The sequence below is a fragment of the Halopseudomonas pachastrellae genome (genome assembly GCF_900114765.1).
Lineage (GTDB): Bacteria > Pseudomonadota > Gammaproteobacteria > Pseudomonadales > Pseudomonadaceae > Halopseudomonas > Halopseudomonas pachastrellae.
This window is the reverse complement of the sequence record NZ_FOUD01000006.1, coordinates 165539-189749: the sequence shown is the minus strand read 5'-3', so window position 1 is coordinate 189749 and position 24211 is coordinate 165539. Positions and strand designations below refer to the sequence as shown.

Sequence of the window (24211 nt, the reverse complement as noted above, 5' to 3'; positions counted from 1 at the left end):
CTTTTATGTTGACTACAGCCTGCCCCGCTGAGGTAATGTAAGCCATTACCTGCCGCACCGGCGCAGACGGTACTCCATGCCAACACTGCAGTAGGTCAGGACTACAAAAAAAGGAATTCTGCCATGTATCTGATAGGCGACCAGCCACCTTACGCCGAGAAGCTGATCAACACCCTTCAAAGCATCCCTCAGCAACTGCTCAAGGATCTTGAGCCCTGTGACGACGCCATTGCGCTCGACGCAGTGGACGATCTCTACAACCACATCAGCCCGGCTCGCCTGTACCTGCTCAAAAGCGGCCTGCTGCACGCCCAGATTGATGGCAAACCCCTGTTCTACATCCAGGAAGGCGACCTGATCGGCCTGCGTCAGGGCCTGAACGCAGCGCCCTGCACCTACCTCAGTGAAGAGCCGCTGGTGCTCATCCCCTATGACCGTGAGGCGCTGTTCAAGCATATCCACGCCGACAGCCGCAAGCAGGAGCAGTTTACCCAGTACATCCTCGGCCAGGCGGCTCTGATGTCGGATGCTCTGGCGCACACCAAGCAACCGGAAGTACGCCCGGTCACCGGCTTTCAGCATTTTGCCCCGGGTGCCGAGCTGATCCGTCAGGGCGACGACGCCGATCACGTCTTCATTATCACCGAGGGGCACGCCGAAGCCTTTGTTGAAGGTATCAAGGTTGGCGACGTCCAGAAGGACGAGATCTTCGGTGCCATGGCGCTGTTCACACGTGAAAAGCGCTCGGCGACCGTCATCGCCAGCGTGCCGACCACGGTGATGATGATTCCCAAGGAACAGTTCCTTGCGCTGATGCAAAGTAACCCGCGGATCGCCCATAGCCTGATTGAAAGCATGGCACGCCGCATTGACCTGATGAACAAGGAACTGACCCACTACAAGCAGCTGAACGAAAAATAATTCAGCAAAGGGGTTGACTTGCTAATGATAAACGTTATCATTAGCAACAAGTCATCGCGAGATGGCTGTTGATAACAGATTGTCGCGAGACAAACGGTTATCTCCTCATCAGGCTAATCACGGATTTTTGCCCGCTCATTGAGCGGGCATTTTTTTGCCTGCGACAAACATTCGCTCGCCCCTACCAACTCCCCTCTGCCCGCTGCCGCGCCCGAAAATGTCTAGGCGTTCTCACTCCACAGCGAACCAAATAAAAATAATTCCCATTTACTGTTGACGTAAAAATGATAACCGCTATCATTAGCAACAAGTCATCGCGAGATGGCTTCGGATAACAGCTTGTCGCAAGACAAACGGTTATCTCCTCATCAGGCTAATCACGGATTTCGCCCGCTCAATGAGCGGGCATTTTTTTGTCCGATAAAAACGTAACCAACAAAAAACGCCGCAGCGGTCACCCGCTGCGGCGTTCTGCACATCACCTGCGAGGTCAGGCCTCAGGAGCCTCCCCGCGCTCTGCAGCCTGATTGGCAAAATCACCACCGCCCAGTGCACGGTACAGCGTGATCTCGCTCAGCAGCTGGCTCAGGCGATCAGAGATCACCCCCTGCCGGGCCTCGAACAGCTGCCGCTGCGCGTCCAGCAGCGTCAGATAGCTATCGACACCGATGTTGTAGCGCCGATCAGCCAAGCGGAAGTAGTCCTCCGATGCCTCCAGCAGGGCCCGCTGGGCAGTCAGCTGGTCAACGTAGGTCTCGCGCGCTTCAAGGCCGTCTGCCACTTCCCGGAAGGCGTTCTGAATAACCCCTTCGTATTGGGCAATCTGCTGATTACGGCTGATCTCGGCATAGTCCAGACTCGCCTTAAGTGCGCCAGCACGGAAGATCGGCACGCTGATGCTGGGCGAGAAAGTCCAGTACTCCGAGCCGCTGCCGAACAGGTTGTCGAGGTCACTGCTGGCACTGCCGGCCGCACCAGTGAGGCTGATGCTGGGGAAGAAGGCGGCCTTGGCCGCGCCGATACTGGCGTTCACGCCAAGCAACTGGTGCTCGGCCTGCAGCACGTCCGGGCGCTGATACAGCACCTCGGAAGACAGCCCGACAGGCAGGTCGGCCAGCACGTCCTCATCCAACAACATCGGGTTGCCGGCTGTTGCCGACCAGGGCTGACCGACCAGAACCGTCAGCGCATTGCGGTCCTGAGCCACCTGACGACGGTAACGCGCCAGACTCGCCCGGGCAGACTCAACCGCCGTGCGGGCCTGGGCCAGCTCCAGACTGGAGGCCACACCCACTTCGTTACTGCGCTTGGTCAGCGCGTAACTTTCTTCGTAGGTTTTCAGGGTGTCTGCCGTCATGTCCAACAGGGCCTGGTCCGCCTGCAGCGTCAGATAGGTGCTGGCCACATCGGCCACCAGACTGATCTGCACCCCACGACGGGCCTCGTCACTGGCGAGAAAATCCTGCAGCGCCTGCTCACGCAGGCTGCGAATACGGCCAAACAGGTCCAGCTCCCAGGACAAGCCGAGGGTCGCGGTGTACTGGCTGGTAATCATGCTGTCGCCGCTGTTGGACAGGTCGGCCGGCATCCGGGTGCGGGTGCCGTTACCGTTGACATCCACCTGCGGATACAGCTCGGCGCCCTGAATGTCATACAGCGCCCGGTTGGCCTCCACGTTCAACGCTGCCACACGCAGATCGCGGTTGTTCTCCAGGGCCAGGCCAATCAGGCGCTGCAGCTCCGGGTCCTTGAAGAAGCTGCGCCAGCTGATCACCTGGGTTTCCTGCAGGTTGCTCTCGACACCCTCAGTCCAGTTGGCAGGCACCGGCGCCACAGGGCGCTCGTACTCGGGGATCAGCGAGCAGCCGCTAAGCGCTGCCAGTACCGCCAGGCTCAATACGCTGCTTTTCACTGTACGTCCTCCGTCGACTTTGCTTTCGCGCCTTTGCGCTCGGTAAACAGGGTGGTCACCAATACGTAGAACAGTGGCACCCAGAATATCGCCAGCACCGTGGCGCTCAACATACCGCCGATAACGCCGGTACCAATGGCGTGCGAGCTACCCGCGCCAGCGCCGGACGCCAGCGCCAGCGGCACAACGCCCAGGGTAAAGGCCAGCGAGGTCATGATGATCGGGCGCAGACGCAGACGGCAGGCTTCCACCGCCGCCTCGACGATGCCCATCCCCTCCTCGTGCAGGTCCTTGGCGAACTCTACGATCAAAATCGCGTTCTTCGCCGTCAGGCCGATCGTTGTCAACAGCCCCACCTGGAAGAACACGTCATTGGACAGACCACGCCCCAGGGTCGCCAGCAGCGCACCAATCACACCCAGTGGTACAACGAGCATCACCGCCATCGGGATAGACCAGCTCTCGTACAGCGCCGCCAGACAGAGGAAGACCACGATCAACGACAGGGCATACAGCGCGGGCGCCTGGTCTCCTGACAAGCGCTCCTCGTAGGACAGCCCGGTCCAGGAGATACCAATGCCTTTAGGCAGTTGCTGCGCCAGCTTCTCGATCTCGGCCATGGCGTCACCGGTGCTATAGCCCGGCGCCGGTTCGCCCTGGATCTCCATCGCCGGCACCCCGTTGTAGCGCGACAGCTTGGGTGAGCCGTAAACCCACTCGCCGGTTGCAAAGGCGCTGAACGGCACCATCTCGCCGCTGCTATTACGCACGTACCACTTCTGCAGGTCCTCGGGGTTCATCCGCGATTCGGCCTGCCCTTGCATATAGACCTTCTTCACTCGACCACGATCGATGAAATCATTGACGTAGCTTGAGCCCCAGGCAATCGACAGCGTCTGATTGATGTCGCTCAGCGACAGCCCAAGTGCACTGGCCTTTTCATCGTCAACCAGCAGCTGGAACTGCGGCTGGTCATCCTGGCCGTTGGGGCGCACGTTGGCCAGGATGTCGCTTTGCGCAGACATACCGAGCAACTGATTGCGCGCCTGCATCAGCACATCATGACCAACCCCGGCATTATCCTGCAGATAGACGTTGAACCCGGATGCGGTTCCCAGCTCCATCACGGCTGGCGGGGCAAAGGCGAACACCATCGCATCAAGGAAGCCGGCGAAGTGCTGTTGCGCCCGCTGTTGCAGGGCAAGCACACTTAGCTCAGGCGCCTGGCGCTCTTCCCATGGCTTCAGGCCGACGAACGCCAGACCCGCACTCTGACCACGGCCAGCAAAGTTGAAACCGGTGACCGTAAATACCGAACTGACCGTGTCGGATTCCTCCTCCAGCAGGTAGGTACGCATGGCATCAACCGTCTGCTGAGTACGCTCAGCACTCGAGCCAACCGGCGCCTGCACCTGCACGTACAACACACCCTGGTCTTCATCTGGCAGGAAGGAGGTGGGCAGGCGGGTAAACAGGAAGGCCATCAAGCCAACAATCACCACGTAGAGCAGCAGATAAGGCGCTTTGCGCTGCAGAATGGAAGCGACGCTGCTTTCGTAACGCTTCACCCCACGATCAAAGGTGCGGTTGAACCAGCCGAAGAAGCCGCGCTTCTCGTGGGTGTGGCCCTTCTCAATCGGCTTGAGAATGGTGGCACAGAGCGCCGGCGTGAAGATCAATGCTACCAGCACCGACAACAACATGGCCGAGGCGATGGTAATGGAGAACTGCCGGTAGATGACCCCGGTCGAACCACCAAAGAAGGCCATCGGCAGGAACACCGCCGAAAGCACCAGACCGATGCCCACCAACGCCCCCTGAATCTGGCCCATGGAGCGACGCGTGGCCTCCAGCGGAGACAGGCCCTCTTCGGCCATTACCCGCTCGACGTTCTCGACCACAACGATGGCGTCGTCCACCAACAGCCCGATGGCCAGCACCATGGCAAACATGGTCAGAATGTTGATGCTGAAGCCAAAGGCCGACAGCAGGCCAAAGGTGCCCAGCAGGACCACCGGCACGGCCAGGGTCGGAATCAGCGTGGCACGGAAGTTCTGCAGGAACAGGTACATCACCAGAAAGACCAGTACCACCGCTTCAAACAGAGTGTGCACCACGCCCATGATGGACTCGGACACCACCGGTGAGGTGTCGTAGGGGAAAACCACCTTCATCCCCTCGGGGAAGAAGGGTTCCAGCTCGGCAATGGTTTCACGCACACCGCGCGCGGTGTCCAGTGCGTTGGCGCCCGTCGCCAGCTTGATCGCCATGCCCGATGCCGGCATGCCGTTATACAGGGCAGAGATGCTGGCGTCCTGCGCGCCCAGCTCGACCTGAGCGACGTCACCCAGGCGGACCTGGGAGCCGTCGGCCTGCACCTTCAGCAGAATGTCGCGAAACTGCTCGGGAGTCTGCAAGCGGGTCTTGCTGAGGATGGTTGCGTTGAGCTGCTGGCCGGGTACTGCCGGCAAGCCACCAAATTGACCGGCAGATACCTGAACGTTCTGCGCCTGAATGGCGGCGCTGATGTCGCCGGGGGTCAGCTTGAAACTGTTCAGCTTGGCCGGATCCAGCCAGATGCGCATTGCGTAGGGCGCGCCAAAGACCTGAAAGTCACCAACGCCTTGAGTCCGCGAAATCGGATCCTGGATGTTGGATACGATGTAATCGGCCAGGTCGAAGCGGTCCATGCTGCCGTCTTCGGATACCACACCAATAACCATCAGGAAGTTGCGCACCGCCTTGGTCACGCGGATACCCTGTTGCTGCACCTCTTGCGGCAACAGCGGCGTAGCCAGCTGCAGCTTGTTCTGCACCTGAACCTGCGCAATATCCGGATCAATACCCTGATCAAAGGTAACGGTAATGGACATGCTGCCATCGGAGTTACTCTCCGATGAGATATACCGCAACCCATCAATACCGTTGAGCTGCTGCTCGATAACCTGCACCACGGTGTCCTGCACCGTCTGCGCAGAAGCCCCCGGGTAAGAAACCGAGATGCCAACGGCAGGCGGCGCGATGCTGGGATACTGGTTGATCGGAAGTTTGAGAATGGCCAGGCCACCCGCCAGCATGATGACCAGCGCGATCACCCAGGCGAAGATCGGCCGGTCGATAAAAAAGCGCGACATAATATAATTCCTTACTGGGCAGCGGGCTCGTCGACATTGCCGGCCGGCTCAACATTGACGCTGGCACCCGGGCGGATGTATTGCAGGCCCTCAGTGATCAGACGGTCGCCTTCGTTCAGACCGGAGCTGATCAGCCAGCGATTGCCGACGGTGCGCTCGGTCACAACATCACGGCTCTCGACCTTGTTTTCGTCGTTGACCACCATCGCCGTGGCGTTGCCCCGCGGCGTGCGGGTAATGCCCTGCTGCGGCGCCAAGATCGCATCGCTCTTGGTACCAGCCACCAGCTCAGCATGCACAAACATGCCCGGCAACAACAGCCGATCCGGGTTAGGGAACACCGCACGCAGGATCACCGAACCGGTGCCCTCGTCCACGCTGACTTCGGAGAACTCCAATTTGCCCTGCTCGCCGTAGGTGCTTCCGTCTTCCAGCGTCAGGGTCACGGCGGCGGCGTTGTCACCGGCTTTCTGCAAACGTCCGGCCTCCAGGTCGCGGCGCAGGTTCAACATTTCGCGCGAGGACTGGGTGATATCGACGTAGATGGGGTCAAGCTGTTGAATGGTCGCCAACTGCTGGCTCTGACCGCTGGTGACCAAGGCCCCCTCACTGACGGCAGACCGGCCAATGCGGCCGCTGATCGGTGCCAGCACCTTGGTGTAACGCACATTGATGCGCGCCTCATCCAACGCTGCCTGAGCCTGCAGGCCTGCGGCGCGAGCCTCGTCGTATTCCTGCTGACTGACAGCGTTTTCCTTGACCAGGATGCCGTAGCGCTCTGCCAGAGAGCGCGTGGAAATGCTGCTCGCCTCTGCGCTCTTGAGAGCAGCCTGATAGACATCGTCATCAATCTGGTAGAGCTGCTGCCCTTCTTCGACTTCTGCGCCCTCCTCAAACAGGCGCTTCTCCAGGATGCCGTTGACCTGCGGACGCACTTCGGCAATCCGGTAGGCCGCAGTGCGGCCGGGCAGGTCGTTGGTCAGCAAAAAATGCTCGGCCTTGAGCGTCACCACGCCCACGGTCGGAGTTTGCTGTTGCTGCTGTTGCTGCTCGGCCTGCTGCTCCGACTCCTGACAGGCACTGAGCAGCAGGGTGGAGACAAGGAGCGGGAGCAGCGCGACGCGCGCGGGCTTCATCGGCATGGAGAGACCTCGTGGGGAAACCGGTTATGACTGACTGTTTTCATATGCCCCTCGGGAACCATGCAGAGGCACGAGTGATTGGCGCACAATATAATTACATTCACACCTGTTTGTAAATCAATTTGACCCTACGCTAACATTAGCTCACAACTTGACCCCGGGCCGGCCGGCAAAGGCCTCCCACCCTGCGAGATTCGCCATGGTAAGACGCACCAAAGAAGAAGCCTTTGAAACCCGTGAAAGCATCCTCGACGCTGCCGAGCAGTGCTTTCATGCCAAGGGCGTCTCGCGCACCTCTCTGAGCGACATTGCCCAGGCAGCAGGTGTAACCAGGGGCGCTATCTACTGGCACTTTCATGACAAGGCTGACCTGCTGGATGCCCTTTTTCAGCGCATTCAGATGCCACTCGAAGAGCTCAGCCAGAAAAGCCAGGATGCCAGCGCCAGCGACCCGCTCGAACGTTTCAGCAAACTGCTGATCACCGTGCTCCAGCGGCTGGAGGCAGATCCGTCCGCAAGGCGGATCAACGAAATCCTGCTACTCAAGTGCGACTATATTGAGGAGCCCTGCGGACAGCAGAGCCACCTGCAACGAATGAGCCAGCACCACGACGACAACCTGCGCAATACCCTGCAGCTGGCCATCGCCTCTGGCGAGCTACCGCCCGACCTTGATCTGGAGCTGGCGCTGTTCTGCGCGCACGGCTTCATCTACGGCGTGCTGCATCAGTGGCTGATGCACCCAGCGCGCCTGAGCCTGGTCGAGCGCGCCCATGAGGTTGCCGCAACCTTGCTGGACATGCTGCGCAACAGCCCTCACCTGCGCAAGACTCAGTCAGACTCCCAGTCAGCGCAGTAATCTCGCTCAGGCGTCGCCGGGGTCAGCCAAAGGTAGTCGGTTTGCTGCGGCCCCGGCAGCGTGCCGGCGCTCACGCCCTGCAACTGCACAATCACCGGCGCTACCGATGCTTGCGGCCAGTGCACCGGCATACCCAGATCACGCCGGGCGTGATAATTACCGGTCAGCAACAGCGCCGGCGTCGGGGCATTCGCCAGGGCCGCAGCCATGGCCTGATCGCGGGCCTGCTGAATCGCCAGCATGGCGGTCAGCTGCTGATCCTTGATGCGCCCGCAATGGCTGGCCTCGATAATGTCAGCCAACTGATTCCGAGCCTCGGCGCTGTAGCGCGCCGACAGCGGCGGCGGGCGGCGATACAGCGCCATCATGGTGTCCCGGTCCAGATTGGCCGCCTGCAGCTGCGCCGGGACATCCAGCCCCCAGCGCACCAGCGGGCCGTACATCGCCCAGTCCCAACCGGGTTGCCAGTCCAGCTGCTGCTGCAGCTCAGCATCCCCCGGTAACGATGTATCTTTCAGCGCCGCCACCCTGGCCTGCTGGGCCGGCTGCAGCATTTCCAGCAGGAGCGACTGCTGCGGCCGAACGGCCTGCAAGCGCTGCAGCAACCACAACTGCAGCGCATGGTGATCCGGATTGTCGTGCTGCTCACCCACCACCACGTAGGGCGCAGAGGCAAGTCGCTCGACCAGCGCCTGCGGTGTGATCCAGCGCTGCTCGGCAGTCACCCAGACCTGCCCGAGATGCGGATCGGCCAACCCTTCAGAGCCTTGCCACGGCGGCAAGGAGGCACTGCAGGCCGACAAGCTCAGCAACAACACCAGCAGCAGCATCGATTTCATGACAACCTCAACTCAGTACCAGCGGGCAATCGTGCAGCGGGTGCGGCTGCACCCTGACCGGCACCTTGAAGACCTGCTCCAGCCGCTCGACCTGCAGCACCTCCCAGGGCGAACCCTGAGCGCATACCCGCCCCTCGTGCAACAACAGCAGACGGTCAGCGTAACGCGCGGCCAGATTCAGATCGTGCAGCACTACCAGTACCGCCAAGCCGCGCGAGGCCATTTCGCGCGCCTGCTGCAGGGTCAGATGCTGGTGCGCCAGATCCAGCGATGCGGTCGGCTCGTCCAGCAGCAGACAGCCTTGCTCGGCACTGTCCCACACCTGCGCCAGCACTCGCGCCAGATGCACGCGCTGACGCTCACCGCCGGACAGCGACAGATAGCTGCGGGTAGCCAGGTGGCTGACATCCGCCGCCGCCATAGCCTCACGCAGAATCTCTGCATCACGCCGCTGACCGCTGGCATGCGGCATACGCCCCATGGCCACCACTTCCTGGACCTCAAAGGCAAAGGCCAGCGCAGAGCTTTGCGGCAGCACCGCCATGCGGCGCGCGCGCTCCTGTGCCGACCAGCTTGCCAAAAGGCGCTGATCCAGCAGCACCTGCCCGGCGCCGGGTGCCAGTTCACCGGTCAGGGTCGCCAGCAAGGTGCTCTTGCCCGCACCGTTGGTGCCCAGCACCACCAACACTTCACCCGGCTCAAGCGCCAGCTCAACCTGTTCCAGAATACGTCGATGCCCGCGCTGGCAGCACAACTGCAATGCCTGCAACATCACAGACCTCCCCGGCGCTGCATGCGCATCAGCAAGGCAATAAAGAAGGGCGCACCCAAGAGCGCGGTCAGAATGCCCAGCGGCAACTCTGCCGGTGCCACCAGCAGACGCGCCGCTACATCCGCCAGCAGCAGCAATGCCGCTCCCAGTAACATGCAGGCGGGTAACAACTGGCGATGATCCGGGCCCAGCATCAGCCGTACCAGGTGCGGGACCACCAGCCCGACAAAGCCGATCAGCCCTGCTGCCGCCACGGCAGCGCCGACCCCGAGCGCGGTCAGCAATACCAATTCACGCTTGACGCGCTCAACCTCAACGCCCAAGTGACGCGCCTCTGACTCCCCCAACAGCAGCGCATTCAGCGCCCGGGCCTGACGCGGCAGCCGCCACCACACCGGGCCACAGCACAGCACCAGCATGCCGACCCGATCGTAACTGGCAGCGCCCAGACTCCCCAGGTTCCAGAAGGTCAGCGCGCGCAGCATGGCGTCGTCAGCGATATAGGTCAGCAAACCCACCACCGCCGCACTGAGCGCCGCAATCGCCACGCCGGCGAGCAGCATGCTGGCCATGGAAACCCCCTGCGCCGAACTGCCAAGGCGGTACACCAGCCAGGTGGTCAGCAGCGCCCCGGCAAAGGCTCCGGTGGCCTGGGTATAGGGCGTCAGCGCCGCCGGCAATGCGGCCAGCCAGACGCCACCAAGCACAATCACCATTGCCGCGCCCAGCGCTGCACCACTGGACACACCAATCAGCGCCGGGTCAGCCAGCGGGTTGCGAAACAGCCCCTGCATGGCGGCCCCGGTCAGCGCCAGGGTCGCGCCGATCAAAATACCCATCAGCGTTCGCGGCAAACGAATATGCTCAACGATCAACTGCGTGTCAGGGGCGACAGACCAGCCGGTCAGCGGGCGCAGCAAGGCACCGATAGCATCAGCGAAGGGAATGGATACCGGCCCCAGGGCCAGCGACAGCACAGTGGCCAGCAGCAACAGCAGGCCGAGCGAGAAGAGAATGGTGCGTTTTACTGCCGGTACCGACATGGGAATCCTATTCAGACACGACCGGGCTACAGGAACAACAACGCGCCACCGCAGCAAAAACGGTGGCGCGCTGTATTGTCGTTTGCACTATTGGCCAGCGGCGGTTTCACGCAGCTCGCGCAGCGCCGGTGCAATCTGCGGGCTGAAGCCACCCACCAGCAGGCTGTCGTCGATGGCAACTACCTGCTTCGCCAACCCTGCCGGGGTTGCCGCCAGCGCCGGCTGCTGGCTCAGCAGTCCGTCAACACCACCAACCATGTCCAACCCTTTTTCGGTGGTCAAAATCCACTGCGGCGCCAGACTCAACAAGGACTCGGCCGACAGCACACGATACTGGGCAAAGCTGTCAGCGGCCGGGTTGCTCATGCCGCCAAGGCGAATCAGGCTATCGCCGACGGTGCCTTCACCCGCCACCAGCATGCCGTTGGCACTGTGGGTGAGAACAAAAATAGCAGGTGACGCTGGCTCTGACGGCGCCGGCAAGGCGGCGATGTCTGCCTGAATGCGCTGGGTCAGCTCCGCTGCCTGCGCGCCATGTCCGAAGCGCTCGCCAACGGCGGCGATATTGCTGTAGAGCGTATCCAGGCTCGGGCTGGCGCTCAGCACCACCACATCCACACCAGCCTCGCGCAGCTGCGCCAGCACCGGCGGCGGGCCCATTTCCTCGGTGCCCAGCAATACATCCGGCTTGAGCGACAGCACGCCCTCGGCGCTGAGCTGACGCTGATAACCCACATTCGGCAGTCCGCGTTCCTCAAGCAGCGGCACGCTGGTACTGTCGATACCAACCACCTGCTCAGCGAGGCCCAGTTCCTGCACGATGGCCGTCACACTGGCACCGGCCGTGACCACCCGCAGCGGCTCGGCCGCCATCGACCAGGCGGTGCCCAACAGCAATAACCAGAGGCAACGCTGCATCACTCGTTTCATCACACCTTCTCCTTGTTCCGTGTCAGCGTGCTGACTGCCGTTCTACCAGCGCACGCCACAGGCTTTGTTCAGGCTGCCCCGGCTTGCGCTCACCGAACAGTTGAATGACCAACTCACCTTGGCGGTCATAGGCCTCCACCGAGGTGACAATACCATCTGCGGTGGGTTTGCGTACCCGCCAGACAGACGCCAGATCGGTCTCGCGCAGATGCAGACTGAAGTCCGGGTCCAGTACATTGAACCATTCGCCCAGCCGCCCCACCCGTTGAACCGGGCCGGTATGAATCTGGATGCAGCCATGGTTGCCGACAAAGACCATGATCGACTGTCCGCACGCGGCCACCTGCTCCAGCGTGTCGGTCAGCGCCGCCTCCGGCAGGCGCTGCGCCCACTGCTCACCGACCAGGCGCAGCGCCTGCAAACGGTCGACACCATGGCGTTTGAGCAGCGCCATAAAATGATGCGTATCCTGCAGCGCTGCCCAGTCGGCCTGCAGGGCCAGCTCGTCCACCGCAACATCGTCGAGCAGGCCGTCTTCGATCTGCGGCGGCACAATGGTCAATGGCTCCAGCGAGTCATCACTGAGGCTGTCGCACAGGTCGAACCAGGCAGCCGCGCTGCTGTGTTCGGTCAGATAGATCTTGTGCACGGCCGCGCCCTGGCGATCAAAAATCTGCAGGCTGCGGCGCATGTTGCCGTTTTTCTGCGGCTCGCTGACAGCAAACAGGCTGGACCACTCACGCATGAAAAAGCGCAGATCGATTGCGCCGTTGACTACCAGCCCAAGCCGCCCGCTGCCGCCGATGCTGATGTTGTCGTACTCACCGTGACGCTCGTGCACGCAAGACGCGTTGCGCGTCAGCGCCATTACCTGTCCGAGCCCCTTCAAGCCATGCAGCAGTGCCTGCCAGTCCGAGCGCAGCCGCTGCACACCCCGCCCCAGCGAGGCGTAGACCAGCTCGGCCTCGCTGACATTGAGCAGCGCCGCGCCGTCACGTATGCGCAAACCGGGCTGACTCTGACGCAAATGCTGCCAGGCGCCCAAGAGATCGGCACCGGCAAATACCGGGATTGGCTGTTGCATTGTCATAACCCCTCCTCCCCTGTCATCAATGCGCTGAGGTGACCTGCTCAATGCTCACTAGCGTGCTGCTCGGACGCCACAGGCGCAGCTTTCAATTGCGCCACCAAGTCAAACAATAATCATTCTCACTTGAGGCGACGATTATGGGCCAATGAAAGCGCCCGTGGCAAGCGCTAAGGTGACGCAGGGGCACCGGCGCGCAGCGAAGGCTGGCTATTTACAAGCAGCCCGGCCGATAATGCGCCCATGCCTAACGACACGACGCTCTCCCCCCTGTGCCTGCTCAGCGATCTGCCAACACGCGGCAGCAAGGGCGTGCAGCACGATGGCCACAACCTGATAGTGGTGCGCCAGGGCGCGCAGGTGCATGTCTATGAGAATCGCTGCCCGCACCGGGGCATACCGCTGGAGTGGGTGCCGGATCAGTTTCTGGATAACTCCGGGCGGCTGATCCAGTGCGCCAGCCACGGCGCACTCTTTCTGCCCGAGTCTGGCGAATGCATCGCCGGGCCTTGTGTTGGCCAGTCACTTCGCGCCTTTGCCTGTGAAGTGCGTGAAGGAGGGATTTATCTGACGCCTACAGACTGACCGGTAAGGCGCCCCGCACGCGCAAGCCGTCCGGCTCCGGCCAGACCGACCAGGCCAGTACCTCAACACCCGCCTGCGCCGCCTCGCGCAGCAGTCGCCCGTACTCCGGGTCTATTTCATCGGCGGGCCGTACCTGGCTGATGCCAGAATGCATGACACAGAACAGCAGGCAGGCGCGGCGCCCGGCGCGCACCACCTCGATCAGTTCACGCAGATGCTTTTGGCCGCGCTGGCTTACCGCATCCGGAAAGGCGCCAACCCCGTCCCCCAGCGCCAGCGTGACGCTTTTGACTTCAACCACGCAGTCCGGCTGATCAGCGCCGGACAATAGAAAGTCGAAGCGACTGGCCAGCTCCGGCAGTTTCACCTCCGCACGCTGCTGCGGGTAGTCCGCCAGCGGCGCGATCAGCCCCTCTGCCAGCGCGGCGCCTATCACCCGGTTGGCGCGGGCGCTGTGAATGCAGGCCAGCTGCGCCGGCGCTACCTCAACCAGCTCCCAAGTACCGGGCAGCTTGCGCCCAGGCTTATGTTCCAGGCTGACCCAGACGCGATCGCCCGGCTGCCCGCAGTTACGCATCGAGCCGGTATTGGGGCAATGCACGGTCAGCTCCTGACCATCCGGCAGACGGATATCGGTGAGAAAGCGCTTGTAGCGGCGCAGCAGCACTGCCTCCTGCAAGGCCGGCGCGAAGGGAATCAGCATGCCGGAGACCAGCTGCCCAGGGCCCGCTGCAAGCGCTCAACCGCCTGCTCCAGGCGCTCCAGCGATGTCGTATAGGCCAGGCGCAGATGCTGATCGGCGCGGTGTTGCCCAAAATCCAGCCCCGGCGTCAGGGCTACGAACTCCCGCTCGATCACATGCTGACAAAAGGCCGCACTGTCGCCGCCCAACGCCTGCATGTCGGCGTATAGATAGAAGGCCCCCTCGGGAGTGACGGGCACCGAAAAGCCCAGCTCGCGTACCGATGGCAGCAGGAAATCGCGGCGCACCTGAAAGGCGCGGCGGCGAAGCTCGCAGATTTCCCGGCTTTGCTCGCTGAAGGCCGCCAGTGCGGCCTGCTGCGCCATGTGCGGCGCGCAGATGTAGAGGTTTTGCGCGAGCTTCTCCAGCGCCGATACCGCCTCCTTGGGCGCCACCAGCCAGCCCAGGCGCCAGCCAGTCATGCCGAAGTATTTGGAGAAGCTGTTGAGCACAAAGGCATCGTCTGCCACCTCCAGCACCGAAGGCGCGTCCAACCCGTAGGTCAGGCCGTGGTAGATCTCATCGACAATCAATTGCCCGCCCAGGCGCCGACAACAGGCCGCCAGCGCCTTAAGTTCGGCGCGCGACAGCAAGGTACCGGTGGGGTTGGCCGGCGAGGCCGCAAGCACACCAACGCAGTCGGCGTCCCAGTGCTGCTCGATCAACTCGGGCGTTAACTGGTAACGCGTCTCGGGCCCCGTCGGCACCAGCACCGCGCGACCTTCTACCAAGCGCAAAAAATGACGATTGCAGGGGTAGGCAGGGTCAGCCATGAGGATCTTCTTGCCCGGCTCGACCAGCAGCGCGCTGACCAGCAGCAACGCCGCCGAGCCACCCGGCGTGACCACCACGCGCTCCGGGTCCAGCGCCAGGCCGTGCCGTTCGGCGTAGAGCCCGGCGATAGCCTCGCGCAGCGCTGGCAGCCCCAATGCCGGGGTATACCCCGTGCAGCCGTCAGCCAGCGCCCGCTGGCCGGCCTGAATGATCGGCTCAGGGGTAGTGAAGTCCGGCTCGCCAATCTCCATATGAATGACATCGCGCCCCTCGGCCTCCAGCGCCCTGGCCCTCGCCAGCACGGCCATCACATGAAAGGGTTGGATATCCTGCACCCGCTTGGTCCAGCGTTGCTGCGCCATGAAGTACTCTCGCCATTACCGCAAAAACGCCGATGATACCCTGCCAGAGCCCCTGCCGCAGCGCCCCAATCCGCCGCACCCTGCCATCGGGCGTCAAACAGTAGCGCGGGCCTTAAGGTTCTGGTAGCTTTGCCCGCTTGCAGGATTTTGGCCGGCCCCCGCCAATGTGCGTGCGCCGGACCTGAAACAGGAAGATTGAGAGAAAAGTGAGGGGTCCTCATGCCCAGCAATGCCAAGCAGAAAACATCCATGTTGATCCGCGGCTTCGTCCCTTACCAGGAAAAGAAGGGCGAGGAGTACATGAACGAGCAGCAGCTCGAGCATTTCACCAACATTCTCAACACCTGGAAAAAGGAGTTGATGGAAGAAGTCGACCGCACCGTGCATCACATGCAGGACGAAGCGGCCAACTTCCCCGACCCGGCCGACCGCGCCAGCCAGGAAGAAGAGTTCAGCCTGGAACTGCGTACCCGTGACCGCGAGCGCAAGCTGATCAAGAAGATCGACCAGACTCTGCAGCGCATCGAAGACGACGACTACGGCTTTTGCGACTCCTGCGGCGTCGAGATCGGCATCCGCCGTCTGGAAGCACGCCCCACAGCCACGCTCTGCATCGACTGCAAGACCCTGGCTGAAATCAAAGAAAAACAGGTCGGCAGCTAAGCCGCTCTGTTGTTCAGCAAGTGTTCAGCAAGCCCGCGTGCAGGGCTTGCTGTTACCCTCCCCGCATGACCTCCCCCTATATCGGGCGCTTTGCCCCCACCCCCAGCGGCCTGCTGCATTTCGGCTCGCTGATCGCCGCCTTGGCCAGTTTTCTGGATGCGCGCCACGCCGGCGGCCAATGGCTGCTGCGTATCGAAGACCTGGATCAAACCCGCAGCCAAGCCGACGCCGAACGCCAGATATTGCAGGCACTGGAAGACTTTGGGCTGGAATACGACGGCACCCCGGTGCGCCAGAGCGAACGCCTTGAGCTGTATCGCGCCCAGACTGAGCGCTGGCTGGAGCAGGACCTGGCCTACTACTGCGACTGCCCACGGCGCGCGCTGCTGGAGCACGGCCCTGTGTATCCCGGCACCTGCTCCCGGCGGCATCTCGGCGCCAGGGCGGACCACGCCGTGCGCGTGCGCGTCAACGATCAGCCCATCACCTGCCACGACCGCCTGCAGCCACCGCTGACCCAGAATCTCGCCCGCGAGCTGGGCGACTTCATCATCCGCCGACGCGACGGCGTTTACGCCTACCAGCTGGCGGTAGTGCTGGACGACATCGATCAAGGCATCACCGACGTAGTGCGCGGGGCCGACCTGCTCGACTCAACGCCGCGCCAGGTCTGGCTGTATCAGCTGCTTGGCCAGCCGACACCAGGCTACCTGCACGTGCCGCTGATCATGCGCGAAGATGGCGAAAAACTGAGCAAGCGCCTGGGCTCGGCGCCGCTGCAGGCGGACCAGGCGCCGCACACCCTGTGGCGCGCCCTGCGCGCGCTGGCCCAGCCAATCCCTACCGATCTGCGCGGCGCACCAGTGGCGCAGCAGCTCGACTGGGCCATCGCGCACTGGCAGCCAGAGCGCCTGCCGGCCACTCCGCACATCATGGAACACAGCCTGTCGGACTAACGCCAGCGCACGCCAGGCTGCCAGCGCAATAAACCGGTCCATCGCTTGGCAAGCAGTGCCTGGCTGGCTACCATCGGTGTCCTGAACCTGACGCCCCGACCGAGCGAAACAACCCCGTCGGCGCGCTCCCCGGATTACGGACACCCATGTATATCTATCGCCTGGTATTGCTGCTGGTCATCGGCATCTACCTGTTCTCCCCGGCCATCATGGACTGGTGGATAGAACCCCAGGGTGCCTGGTACCGCCCCTACGTGCTGTGGTTGATTCTGATCATCGCCGGCATGCTGCTGCAGAGCCCGAAAGATGCCGATGAGCTTTGACCTGAGTCAGCTGCTGCTGATAAGTATCGTTTACCTGATCCTGCTGTTCGGCGTGGCCTGGGCCACCGAAAACGGCCATATTCCCCGCGGCCTGTTACGCCACCCGGCGATCTACACACTGTCACTCGGAGTGTACGCCAGCGCCTGGGCCTTTTACGGCACCGTGGGGCTGGCGTATCAGTATGGCTACGGCTTCCTGACCTACTACCTCGGCGTGTGCGGCGCCTTTTTGCTCGCACCGGTGCTGCTCAACCCCATCCTGCGCATCACCCGTACCTATCAGCTGTCATCGCTGGCCGACCTGTTTGCCTTTCGCTTTCGCAGCACCTGGGCCGGCACTCTGACCACGCTGTTCATGCTGGTCGGCGTACTGCCGCTGCTCGCCTTGCAGATACAGGCGGTGGCCGACTCGGTGCAGATTCTGACCGCCGAACCCGGGCAAGGCACCGTCGCGCTGGGCTTCTGCGTACTGATCATCCTGTTCGCCATCCTGTTCGGTGCGCGGCACATTTCAGCGCGGGAAAAGCACGAAGGTCTGGTCATGGCGATTGCCTTCGAGTCGGTAGTCAAACTGGTCGCCATTGCCGCCATCGGCCTGTATGCGTTGTACGTGGTGTTCGACGGGCCGCAAGGTCTGCAGCTGTGGCTGAACAACAATCAGGAAGCCCTGATCACCCTGCACACGCCGCTGCAGGAAGGACCCTGGCGCACCCTGCTGCTGGTGTTTTTCTCCGCCGCCTTTGTGATGCCGCACATGTACCACATGGCCTTTACCGAGAACCTCAACCCGCGCGCGCTGGGCACCGCCAGCTGGGGGTTGCCGCTGTTCCTGCTGCTAATGAGCCTGGCCGTGCCGCCCATCCTCTGGGCCGGCCTGCACCTGGGTGTGCGCACCAACCCGGAGTATTTCTCCCTTGGTTTAGGGGTCGCAGCAGGGTCCGAATGGCTGTCGCTGCTGGCCTTCGTCGGCGGCCTGTCGGCGGCCAGCGGCCTGATCATTGTCATCACCCTGGCGCTCTCGGGCATGGTGCTCAACCACGTGGTGCTGCCCCTTTATCAGCCCAGCGCCGACAACAACATCTATCGCTGGCTGCTGTGGACCAGACGCACCCTCATCGCCGCGATCATCATGGCGGGCTACGGTTTCTACCGCCTGCTTGGCGCCGAACAGGATCTGGCCAATCTGGGTATCGCCTCCTTTGTGGCCACAGTGCAGTTTTTGCCCGGCACCCTGTCGGTGCTCTACTGGCCGCAGGCCAATCGGCGCGGCTTTATCGGCGGGGTGATGGCCGGCATGCTGGTCTGGAGTATTACCCTGCTGCTGCCGCTGGTTACCGAGTTGCCGGGCCTGCAGCTGTTCGGCCTGACGCTGGCCTTTAACGCCGACACCTGGCATCTGGCGGCCATCAGCTCGCTGGCTGCCAACGTGCTGGTACTGGCGGTGGTCTCACTGTTCACCCAGCGCTCGAGCGAGGAACAAAGCGCGGCCGAAGCCTGCTCGGTGGACAACGTCAGCCGGCCGCAGCGCATGCAGCTGATGGCATCCTCGCCGCAGGAGTTTGCCCAGCAACTGGCCAAGCCGCTGGGTAACAAGACCGCCCAGTACGAAGTTGAACAAGCCCTTCGTGATCTCAAGCTGCCCTTTGACGAGCGCCGCCCGTACGCACTGCGCCGCCTGCGCGACCGCCTGGAGGCCAACCTGTCAGGCCTGATGGGGCCCTCGGTTGCCCAGGACATCATCGAGACCTTCCTGCCGTTCAAGATGGGCCGCGACGGCTACATGACCGAGGACATCCACTTTATCGAAAACCGGCTGGAGGACTACCACAGCCGCCTGACCGGCCTGGCGGCCGAATTGGACGCCCTGCGCCGCTACCACCGCCAGACCCTGCAGGATTTGCCGATGGGCGTCTGCTCGCTGGGCCAGGACAGCGAGATTCTGATGTGGAACCGCGCCATGCAGGTGCTGACCGGCATCCAGGCTGACACCGTAGTCGGCTCGCGCCTGCAAAGCCTGCCCGAACCCTGGCGCGAGCTGCTCGAGCGCTTTGTCGAAGACCAGTCGGCTCACCTGCACAAACAGAAGCTCAGCATCAACGGCCACACCCAATGGCTCAGCCTGCACAAGGCAGCCATTGACGAGCCGGGCTACGTCGGCGGCAGCGGCCTGGTGCTGCTGATCGAGGATCAAACCGACACGCAGATGCTGGAAGAGGAGTTGATGCACTCGGAGCGTCTGGCCTCAATCGGTCGCCTGGCCGCCGGTGTGGCCCATGAGATCGGCAACCCGATTACCGGTATCGCCTGCCTGGCGCAGAATCTGCGCGAAGAGTCCGAGCAGCCGGAAGCGCGCGAAGCCAGTGAGCAGATTCTGGAGCAGACCCGCCGGGTCTCGCGCATCGTGCAGTCGCTGGTCAACTTTGCCCACGTCGGCAGACGCCACCAGAACCCCAACGACCCGGTAGACCTGGCGGCCTGCACCAACGAGGCGATCCACCTGCTGTCGCTCAATCGCAGGGGGCCGGAGGTCAAGTATGTTAACCTGTGCCGACCCGAGCACCTGGTCGCCGGCGATGCACAGCGTCTGGTACAGGTGCTGATCAACCTGCTCGGCAACGCGCGGGACGCGAGCCAGAGCGGCGACAGCATCACCATTGCCAGTCAGGAAAACGAGCATCAGGTGCTGCTGCAGGTTGAAGATCAGGGCAGCGGCATCGACAAGGAAATCAAGGACCGTCTGTTCGAGCCCTTCTTCACCACCAAGGAACCAGGGACAGGTACCGGGCTCGGATTGGCACTGGTCTACTCCATCATCGAAGAGCATTATGGGCAGATTACCATCGACAGCCCGGTCGACCAGACAAACCAGCGCGGCACCCGCTTTACCATTACATTGCCGCGCTACAGTATGAGCGCTAACGGCGCCCCTGCCTGAGCTGTATTCAGGCGCCGTCACGCACGAGGTAACTATGTCAGATATTCTGGTTGTTGAAGACGAAGCCATCATCCGCACGGCACTCAAGCGGCTGCTGGAGCGCCACCACTACCAGGTAGCGGAAGCCGGATCGGTCAGCGAGGCCTGCGAACGCCACAACCTCGACAACTTTGATCTCATCATCAGCGACCTGCGCCTGCCAGGCGAACCCGGCACCGAACTGATTCGACGCGCCGCCAACACCCCGGTGCTGATCATGACCAGCTACGCCAGCCTGCGCTCGGCCGTCGACTCCATGAAGCTCGGCGCTGTCGACTATATTGCCAAGCCCTTCGACCATGACGAGATGGTCGAAACCGTGCAACGCATCATTGCCAGCGGCAGCGCACGCAAGCAGCAAGCGGCCGCGCCCGAACAACCCGCAGCCAAGCAAGCGCCGCAAGCCATCCCGGACGAAGACATTCGCAAACAGATGGGCATCATCGGCGGCTGCGACACCATGCTCACGCTGTTCAAACGCATTCGCAAGGTCGCGCCCACCGACTCCACCGTGCTGATTCAAGGCGAATCGGGTACCGGCAAGGAGCTGGTCGCCCGGGCCATGCACGAGCAATCGCAACGCGCCAAAGCGCCGCTGATTTCGGTCAACTGCGCAGCCATTCCGGAGACCCTGATCGAGTCCGAGCTGTTCGGTCACGAAAAGGGCTCCTTCACCGGCGCCACCAGCAATCGCACCGGTCTGGTTGAAGCCGCCGACGGCGGCACTCTGTTCCTGGACGAAATTGGCGAGCTGCCACTGGAAGCGCAGGCGCGCCTGCTGCGCGTGCTGCAGGAAGGCGAAATCCGCCGCGTTGGCTCGGTGCAATCGCAGAAGGTCGATGTGCGCCTGGTCGCAGCCACCCACCGCGACCTCAAAACCATGGCGCGTCAGGGCCTGTTCCGCGAAGACCTTTACTACCGCCTGAACGTGATCGAGCTGCGCCTGCCGCCGCTGCGCGAACGCGGCCGCGACGTGATGCTGATCGCCGAAGCTCTGCTGCAACGCGCCGCCGACAACATGAACATGGAAGGCTTGCATTTCAGCAAGGATGCCGAGCAGGCCATTCTGGCCTACAGCTGGCCCGGTAACGTGCGTGAGCTGGAAAACGCCATTGAGCGCTCAGCCATTCTCTGCGACCACAACGAGATCACCGCAGACCTGCTGGGCATTGAGCTGGATGCAGAGATAGAGCGCGCCTCCGAAGCTGCCAACGCCCTGCAGACCATGCAGCACGACGTCACGCCAGGCCAGGAGCCGGCAGAAGACCTGTCGCTGGAGGACTACTTCCAGCACTTTGTGTTGGAGCATCAGGACCACATGACCGAAACCCAGCTGGCGCACAAGCTAGGCATCAGCCGCAAGTGCCTGTGGGAACGCCGTCAGCGTCTGGGCATCCCGCGTAAGAAAACCGCCAGCACCTGATCCTCCCCCTCGCAGCAGAGGCTCAGGCGCAAGTCGCCACCTCTGCGTCCCCTTGTAACGCCTTGCACCCCACCATGTGTTACCTGTTACCGGGAAAGTTCCCGCAAAACTGTTACCGCACTCCTACCCAGAGGTAACACTTTAGTCCAATTGGAGGTAACACCTTGGGGGTAACACGGGGGCAAGAAAATAAGCAAAAACACCAACTCATTGATTTTAAAGGATTTTAAAAAGTTGGCACGCGGAATGCTTTATATCTGGCACAACAACAATAAAAACCAAAGCACATAACAAAAATAACATTCTACTCCACACACAATAAAAACAAGACGTGAGAGACGCAGCAAACTGATTTTTTTGGAGAATAGCAGTCAGATCGTGAGCAGGATGCTCAGTTGGATGAAGAAGAATAAAAGTTGCCCAAGCAACCCGCCATCCAGAGCCATACGCAGGCCGAGCTGAACCTACGCTTCCAAAGCAATCCGTTTGGTTTAGACAACCCGAGATGGGTCAGTCGGAAAGCGGCGCTTGCCGCTTTGAACAAAAAAGAATAGCTCTCATAACAACAATAATAAAAAACCATTAGGGGGAGTGCCCTACTCCCCTTGAGCTTTCCTTCTCCGGCAACATCCCCCCTTTCCTTACCTTTGTTCACAAATCAAGCTAGAATGCTCGGCAACCGTGGCCTCTCGCCACCTGCGTGCCAGGCCAGGCATACCGCCAACCCGGCTCACTCACCTTGCGCTGCCGTGACGATGCTTGCTTGCTGACAACCCTGCTGCATCCCCGCACTGCCGCCGGAACCACTGCCATCTATGATTCGAAAGCTGTTGCAGAAAATGCCCTCTCCCTTCGGCCTACCCCAGCGCCGGCGCACCACCCCGTCCGTCATTCCCGCCAGCCAGCACCAGGTGCGGCGAGAGCGTCTGAGCCGGCACGCGGTGAGCGTAGTGGAAAAACTGCAGCAGGCCGGCTATGAGGCCTTTCTGGTAGGTGGCTGTGTTCGCGACCTGATGCTGGATATCACGCCAAAGGATTTTGACGTCGCCACCAGTGCCACGCCCGAGCAGGTGCGCGCCACCTTCCGCAATGCGCGCCTGATCGGCCGGCGCTTCAAGCTGGTCCATGTGCACTTTGGCCGCGAGATCATCGAGGTGGCCACCTTTCGCGCCAACCACGAAACTCAGGCCTCGGAAGAACAGTCCCGCCAAAGCGAATCTGGTCGCTTGCTGCGTGACAATGTGTACGGCACCTTCGAGCAGGATGCGCAACGCCGCGACTTCACCATCAATGCCCTGTATTTCGACGTCAGCACCGGGCAGATCCACGACTTTGCCCACGGCGTGCACGATATTCGTAACCGCCTGATCCGCCTGATCGGCCACCCCGAGCAGCGTTACCAGGAAGACCCGGTGCGCATGCTGCGGGCCATCCGCTTTGCCGCCAAGCTGGACTTCGAGATCGAGCCGCACACCGCCGCTCCCATCGAAGAGATGGCCCCGCTGCTGCACGACATTCCCGCAGCGCGCCTGTTCGACGAGTCCCTCAAGCTACTGATGAGCGGCCAGGGCAAGGCCACCTTTGATCTGCTGTACCAGTTCGATCTGATTGCACCGCTGTTCCCGGACACCGATGAGGCGATTCTGGAGAACCCGGAGTACACCCTGCGCCTGGTGCGCCAGGCACTGGACAACACCGATGCGCGCATCGCCCAGGACAAGCCGGTAACCCCGGCCTTCTTGTTTGCAGCCTTCCTCTGGCCGGCCCTGCCCGCGCGCGTCGCAGCCCTGGAAGAGCAAGGCATACCGCCGATCCCCGCTTATCAGCAAGCGGCCCACGAACTGCTCGCCGAGCAGTGCCTGCACACCGCGATTCCCAAGCGTTTCAGCATTCCTATGCGCGAGATATGGGACATGCAGCCGCGTCTGGAGCGACGCAGTGGCCGGCGCGCCGATCAGTTGCTGGAGCACCCGCGTTTTCGCGCGGCATATGACTTTCTGCTGCTGCGCGAAGAAGCCGGCGAACAGACCGATGGCCTCGGCCGCTGGTGGACCCTTTACCAGGACGCCAGCGCAGACCAGCGCCGCCAGATGATTCGTGAGCTGGGTGACGCACCCAAGAGCGGCGGCAAGCGCGGTCGTTCACGCTCGCGCCGCAAACCGCGCAAGCCACAGTCGAACGACTGATGCCTCAGGTCTATATCGCGCTGGGCAGCAACCAGGGCGACCCCGTTGCGCAGGTGCGCGCTGCCTGTCAGGCCATGGCCGCGCTGCCGGGCAGCCAGCTGCTGGCCTGCTCGTCGCTCTACCGCAGCGCCCCCATGGGGCCGCAGGACCAGCCGTCCTACGTCAATGCTGTCGCCTGCCTGCAGACCACACTGGCCGCAGAGCCACTGCTGGATCACCTGCAGGCAATCGAACAGGAGCACGGCCGTGTGCGTAAGGCCGAACGCTGGGGGCCGCGTACGCTGGATCTGGACATTCTGCTCTACGGCAGCGAGGTGATACACACCGACCGGCTGCAGGTGCCGCATTACCACATGCATGCCCGGGCCTTCGTGCTCTACCCCCTGGCCGAGATAGCGCCAGCGCTGCAGATGCCCGACGGCACACAGCTCGACACCCTGCTGCAGAACTGCCCGCGTGGTGATCTGCAGGCATTGCCCTTTTTTATACAACAGCCTGATGCGCGATCAGACTTGACACCCCATGACTGACACGTAGGATGCCGATTCCGGCAGGGCTCTACCCCGGCTCTGACGGACAGCCGT

At 62.2% G+C, this 24211-nt stretch carries 20 protein-coding genes; 10 read left to right on the top strand and 10 right to left on the bottom strand.

Going from position 1 to position 24211, the window contains the following annotated elements:
- The first annotated feature begins 123 nt into the window (after positions 1-123).
- Entirely contained in the window at positions 124-921 is a 798-nt protein-coding gene (locus tag BM116_RS06630) for a cyclic nucleotide-binding domain-containing protein (protein WP_083726769.1), read from the top strand.
- 490 nt (positions 922-1411) lie between these two features.
- On the opposite strand, the gene BM116_RS06625 is transcribed toward BM116_RS06630, so the two are convergent.
- From BM116_RS06625 to BM116_RS06615, 3 genes are read right to left on the bottom strand one after another with little or no spacing between them, the layout of a single operon-like run.
- Positions 1412-2833 (bottom strand): efflux transporter outer membrane subunit, encoded by a 1422-nt coding sequence (locus BM116_RS06625; RefSeq protein ID WP_083726771.1) that lies wholly within the window; start codon positions 2831-2833, stop codon positions 1412-1414.
- The gene (locus tag BM116_RS06620) at positions 2830-5967 is read right to left on the bottom strand and encodes an efflux RND transporter permease subunit (protein ID WP_083726773.1); all 3138 of its coding nucleotides are present in this window, start codon (positions 5965-5967) and stop codon (positions 2830-2832) included. Before BM116_RS06620 ends, BM116_RS06625 begins: the two co-directional genes overlap by 4 nt.
- An 11-nt stretch (positions 5968-5978) precedes the next feature.
- Positions 5979-7109 (bottom strand): efflux RND transporter periplasmic adaptor subunit, encoded by a 1131-nt coding sequence (locus BM116_RS06615; protein ID WP_083726775.1) that lies wholly within the window; start codon positions 7107-7109, stop codon positions 5979-5981.
- A 199-nt stretch (positions 7110-7308) separates the two neighbouring features.
- Here BM116_RS06615 and BM116_RS06610 point away from each other — a divergent pair, with 199 nt between their 5' ends.
- Positions 7309-7968, top strand: coding sequence for a TetR family transcriptional regulator (locus BM116_RS06610; protein WP_083726777.1), 660 nt, complete (start codon positions 7309-7311; stop codon positions 7966-7968).
- On the opposite strand, the gene BM116_RS06605 is transcribed toward BM116_RS06610, so the two are convergent.
- From BM116_RS06605 to BM116_RS06585, 5 genes are all read right to left on the bottom strand, one after another.
- A complete protein-coding gene (locus BM116_RS06605) occupies positions 7941-8807 on the bottom strand; it encodes a ChaN family lipoprotein (RefSeq protein WP_083726779.1) in 867 nt (288 codons plus the stop codon). The genes BM116_RS06610 and BM116_RS06605 overlap by 28 nt on opposite strands.
- Positions 8808-8814: 7 nt before the next feature.
- Complete coding sequence (locus BM116_RS06600; protein ID WP_083726781.1) at positions 8815-9579, bottom strand: heme ABC transporter ATP-binding protein; 765 nt, start codon at positions 9577-9579, stop codon at positions 8815-8817.
- On the bottom strand, positions 9579-10622 hold the full coding sequence (locus BM116_RS06595) for a FecCD family ABC transporter permease (protein WP_083726783.1): 1044 nt from the start codon (positions 10620-10622) through the stop codon (positions 9579-9581). The genes BM116_RS06600 and BM116_RS06595 overlap by 1 nt, the downstream gene beginning before the upstream one ends.
- 87 nt (positions 10623-10709) lie before the next feature.
- The gene (locus BM116_RS06590) at positions 10710-11552 is read right to left on the bottom strand and encodes a heme/hemin ABC transporter substrate-binding protein (protein ID WP_083726785.1); all 843 of its coding nucleotides are present in this window, start codon (positions 11550-11552) and stop codon (positions 10710-10712) included.
- Between the two features lie 22 nt (positions 11553-11574).
- On the bottom strand, positions 11575-12636 hold the full coding sequence (locus tag BM116_RS06585) for a hemin-degrading factor (RefSeq protein WP_407920305.1): 1062 nt from the start codon (positions 12634-12636) through the stop codon (positions 11575-11577).
- 246 nt (positions 12637-12882) lie between these two features.
- Between BM116_RS06585 and BM116_RS06580 the strand changes: the two genes are divergently transcribed.
- Positions 12883-13224: a Rieske (2Fe-2S) protein gene (locus tag BM116_RS06580; protein ID WP_083726789.1), complete on the top strand. Its 342-nt coding sequence runs from the start codon at positions 12883-12885 to the stop codon at positions 13222-13224.
- On the opposite strand, the gene sfsA is transcribed toward BM116_RS06580, so the two are convergent.
- Together sfsA and BM116_RS06570 are read right to left on the bottom strand one after the other, a co-directional pair.
- Positions 13214-13921 (bottom strand): DNA/RNA nuclease SfsA, encoded by a 708-nt coding sequence (sfsA, locus tag BM116_RS06575; protein WP_083726904.1) that lies wholly within the window; start codon positions 13919-13921, stop codon positions 13214-13216. The genes BM116_RS06580 and sfsA overlap by 11 nt on opposite strands.
- Positions 13921-15102, bottom strand: a complete 1182-nt coding sequence (locus tag BM116_RS06570; RefSeq protein WP_083726792.1) for a pyridoxal phosphate-dependent aminotransferase — start codon at positions 15100-15102, stop codon at positions 13921-13923. The genes sfsA and BM116_RS06570 overlap by 1 nt, the downstream gene beginning before the upstream one ends.
- 219 nt (positions 15103-15321) lie before the next feature.
- Between BM116_RS06570 and dksA the strand changes: the two genes are divergently transcribed.
- The 7 genes from dksA to folK all read left to right on the top strand — a co-directional run bounded on the left by dksA (position 15322) and on the right by folK (position 24157).
- Positions 15322-15765, top strand: coding sequence for an RNA polymerase-binding protein DksA (dksA, locus tag BM116_RS06565; protein WP_083726794.1), 444 nt, complete (start codon positions 15322-15324; stop codon positions 15763-15765).
- Positions 15766-15830: 65 nt separating this feature from the next.
- Positions 15831-16721, top strand: coding sequence for a tRNA glutamyl-Q(34) synthetase GluQRS (gene gluQRS / locus BM116_RS06560; RefSeq protein ID WP_083726796.1), 891 nt, complete (start codon positions 15831-15833; stop codon positions 16719-16721).
- 146 nt (positions 16722-16867) lie between these two features.
- On the top strand, positions 16868-17044 hold the full coding sequence (locus BM116_RS06555) for a hypothetical protein (RefSeq protein WP_090475058.1): 177 nt from the start codon (positions 16868-16870) through the stop codon (positions 17042-17044).
- Positions 17028-19979: a sensor histidine kinase gene (locus tag BM116_RS06550; protein WP_090475054.1), complete on the top strand. Its 2952-nt coding sequence runs from the start codon at positions 17028-17030 to the stop codon at positions 19977-19979. Before BM116_RS06555 ends, BM116_RS06550 begins: the two co-directional genes overlap by 17 nt.
- Before the next feature lie 34 nt (positions 19980-20013).
- Complete coding sequence (locus BM116_RS06545) at positions 20014-21441, top strand: sigma-54-dependent transcriptional regulator (protein WP_083726800.1); 1428 nt, start codon at positions 20014-20016, stop codon at positions 21439-21441.
- 815 nt (positions 21442-22256) lie between these two features.
- Entirely contained in the window at positions 22257-23627 is a 1371-nt protein-coding gene (locus BM116_RS06540) for a polynucleotide adenylyltransferase PcnB (RefSeq protein ID WP_083726802.1), read from the top strand.
- On the top strand, positions 23627-24157 hold the full coding sequence (folK, locus tag BM116_RS06535; protein WP_083726804.1) for a 2-amino-4-hydroxy-6-hydroxymethyldihydropteridine diphosphokinase: 531 nt from the start codon (positions 23627-23629) through the stop codon (positions 24155-24157). The genes BM116_RS06540 and folK overlap by 1 nt, the downstream gene beginning before the upstream one ends.
- The last annotated feature ends 54 nt before the right edge of the window (positions 24158-24211 follow it).

What these genes read in the sequence shown, in the direction of transcription:
- BM116_RS06630 (WP_083726769.1), top strand. Translation starts at nt 124, where the DNA reads ATGTATCTGATAGGCGACCAGCCACCTTACGCCGAGAAGCTGATCAAC.
- BM116_RS06620 (WP_083726773.1), bottom strand. Translation starts at nt 5,967, where the DNA reads ATGTCGCGCTTTTTTATCGACCGGCCGATCTTCGCCTGGGTGATCGCG.
- BM116_RS06615 (WP_083726775.1), bottom strand. Translation starts at nt 7,109, where the DNA reads ATGCCGATGAAGCCCGCGCGCGTCGCGCTGCTCCCGCTCCTTGTCTCC.
- BM116_RS06610 (WP_083726777.1), top strand. Translation starts at nt 7,309, where the DNA reads ATGGTAAGACGCACCAAAGAAGAAGCCTTTGAAACCCGTGAAAGCATC.
- BM116_RS06605 (WP_083726779.1), bottom strand. Translation starts at nt 8,807, where the DNA reads ATGAAATCGATGCTGCTGCTGGTGTTGTTGCTGAGCTTGTCGGCCTGC.
- BM116_RS06600 (WP_083726781.1), bottom strand. Translation starts at nt 9,579, where the DNA reads ATGTTGCAGGCATTGCAGTTGTGCTGCCAGCGCGGGCATCGACGTATT.
- BM116_RS06595 (WP_083726783.1), bottom strand. Translation starts at nt 10,622, where the DNA reads ATGTCGGTACCGGCAGTAAAACGCACCATTCTCTTCTCGCTCGGCCTG.
- BM116_RS06590 (WP_083726785.1), bottom strand. Translation starts at nt 11,552, where the DNA reads ATGAAACGAGTGATGCAGCGTTGCCTCTGGTTATTGCTGTTGGGCACC.
- BM116_RS06585 (WP_407920305.1), bottom strand. Translation starts at nt 12,636, where the DNA reads ATGCAACAGCCAATCCCGGTATTTGCCGGTGCCGATCTCTTGGGCGCC.
- BM116_RS06580 (WP_083726789.1), top strand. Translation starts at nt 12,883, where the DNA reads ATGCCTAACGACACGACGCTCTCCCCCCTGTGCCTGCTCAGCGATCTG.
- BM116_RS06570 (WP_083726792.1), bottom strand. Translation starts at nt 15,102, where the DNA reads ATGGCGCAGCAACGCTGGACCAAGCGGGTGCAGGATATCCAACCCTTT.
- dksA (WP_083726794.1), top strand. Translation starts at nt 15,322, where the DNA reads ATGCCCAGCAATGCCAAGCAGAAAACATCCATGTTGATCCGCGGCTTC.
- gluQRS (WP_083726796.1), top strand. Translation starts at nt 15,831, where the DNA reads ATGACCTCCCCCTATATCGGGCGCTTTGCCCCCACCCCCAGCGGCCTG.
- BM116_RS06555 (WP_090475058.1), top strand. Translation starts at nt 16,868, where the DNA reads ATGTATATCTATCGCCTGGTATTGCTGCTGGTCATCGGCATCTACCTG.
- BM116_RS06550 (WP_090475054.1), top strand. Translation starts at nt 17,028, where the DNA reads ATGCCGATGAGCTTTGACCTGAGTCAGCTGCTGCTGATAAGTATCGTT.
- BM116_RS06545 (WP_083726800.1), top strand. Translation starts at nt 20,014, where the DNA reads ATGTCAGATATTCTGGTTGTTGAAGACGAAGCCATCATCCGCACGGCA.
- BM116_RS06540 (WP_083726802.1), top strand. Translation starts at nt 22,257, where the DNA reads ATGATTCGAAAGCTGTTGCAGAAAATGCCCTCTCCCTTCGGCCTACCC.
- folK (WP_083726804.1), top strand. Translation starts at nt 23,627, where the DNA reads ATGCCTCAGGTCTATATCGCGCTGGGCAGCAACCAGGGCGACCCCGTT.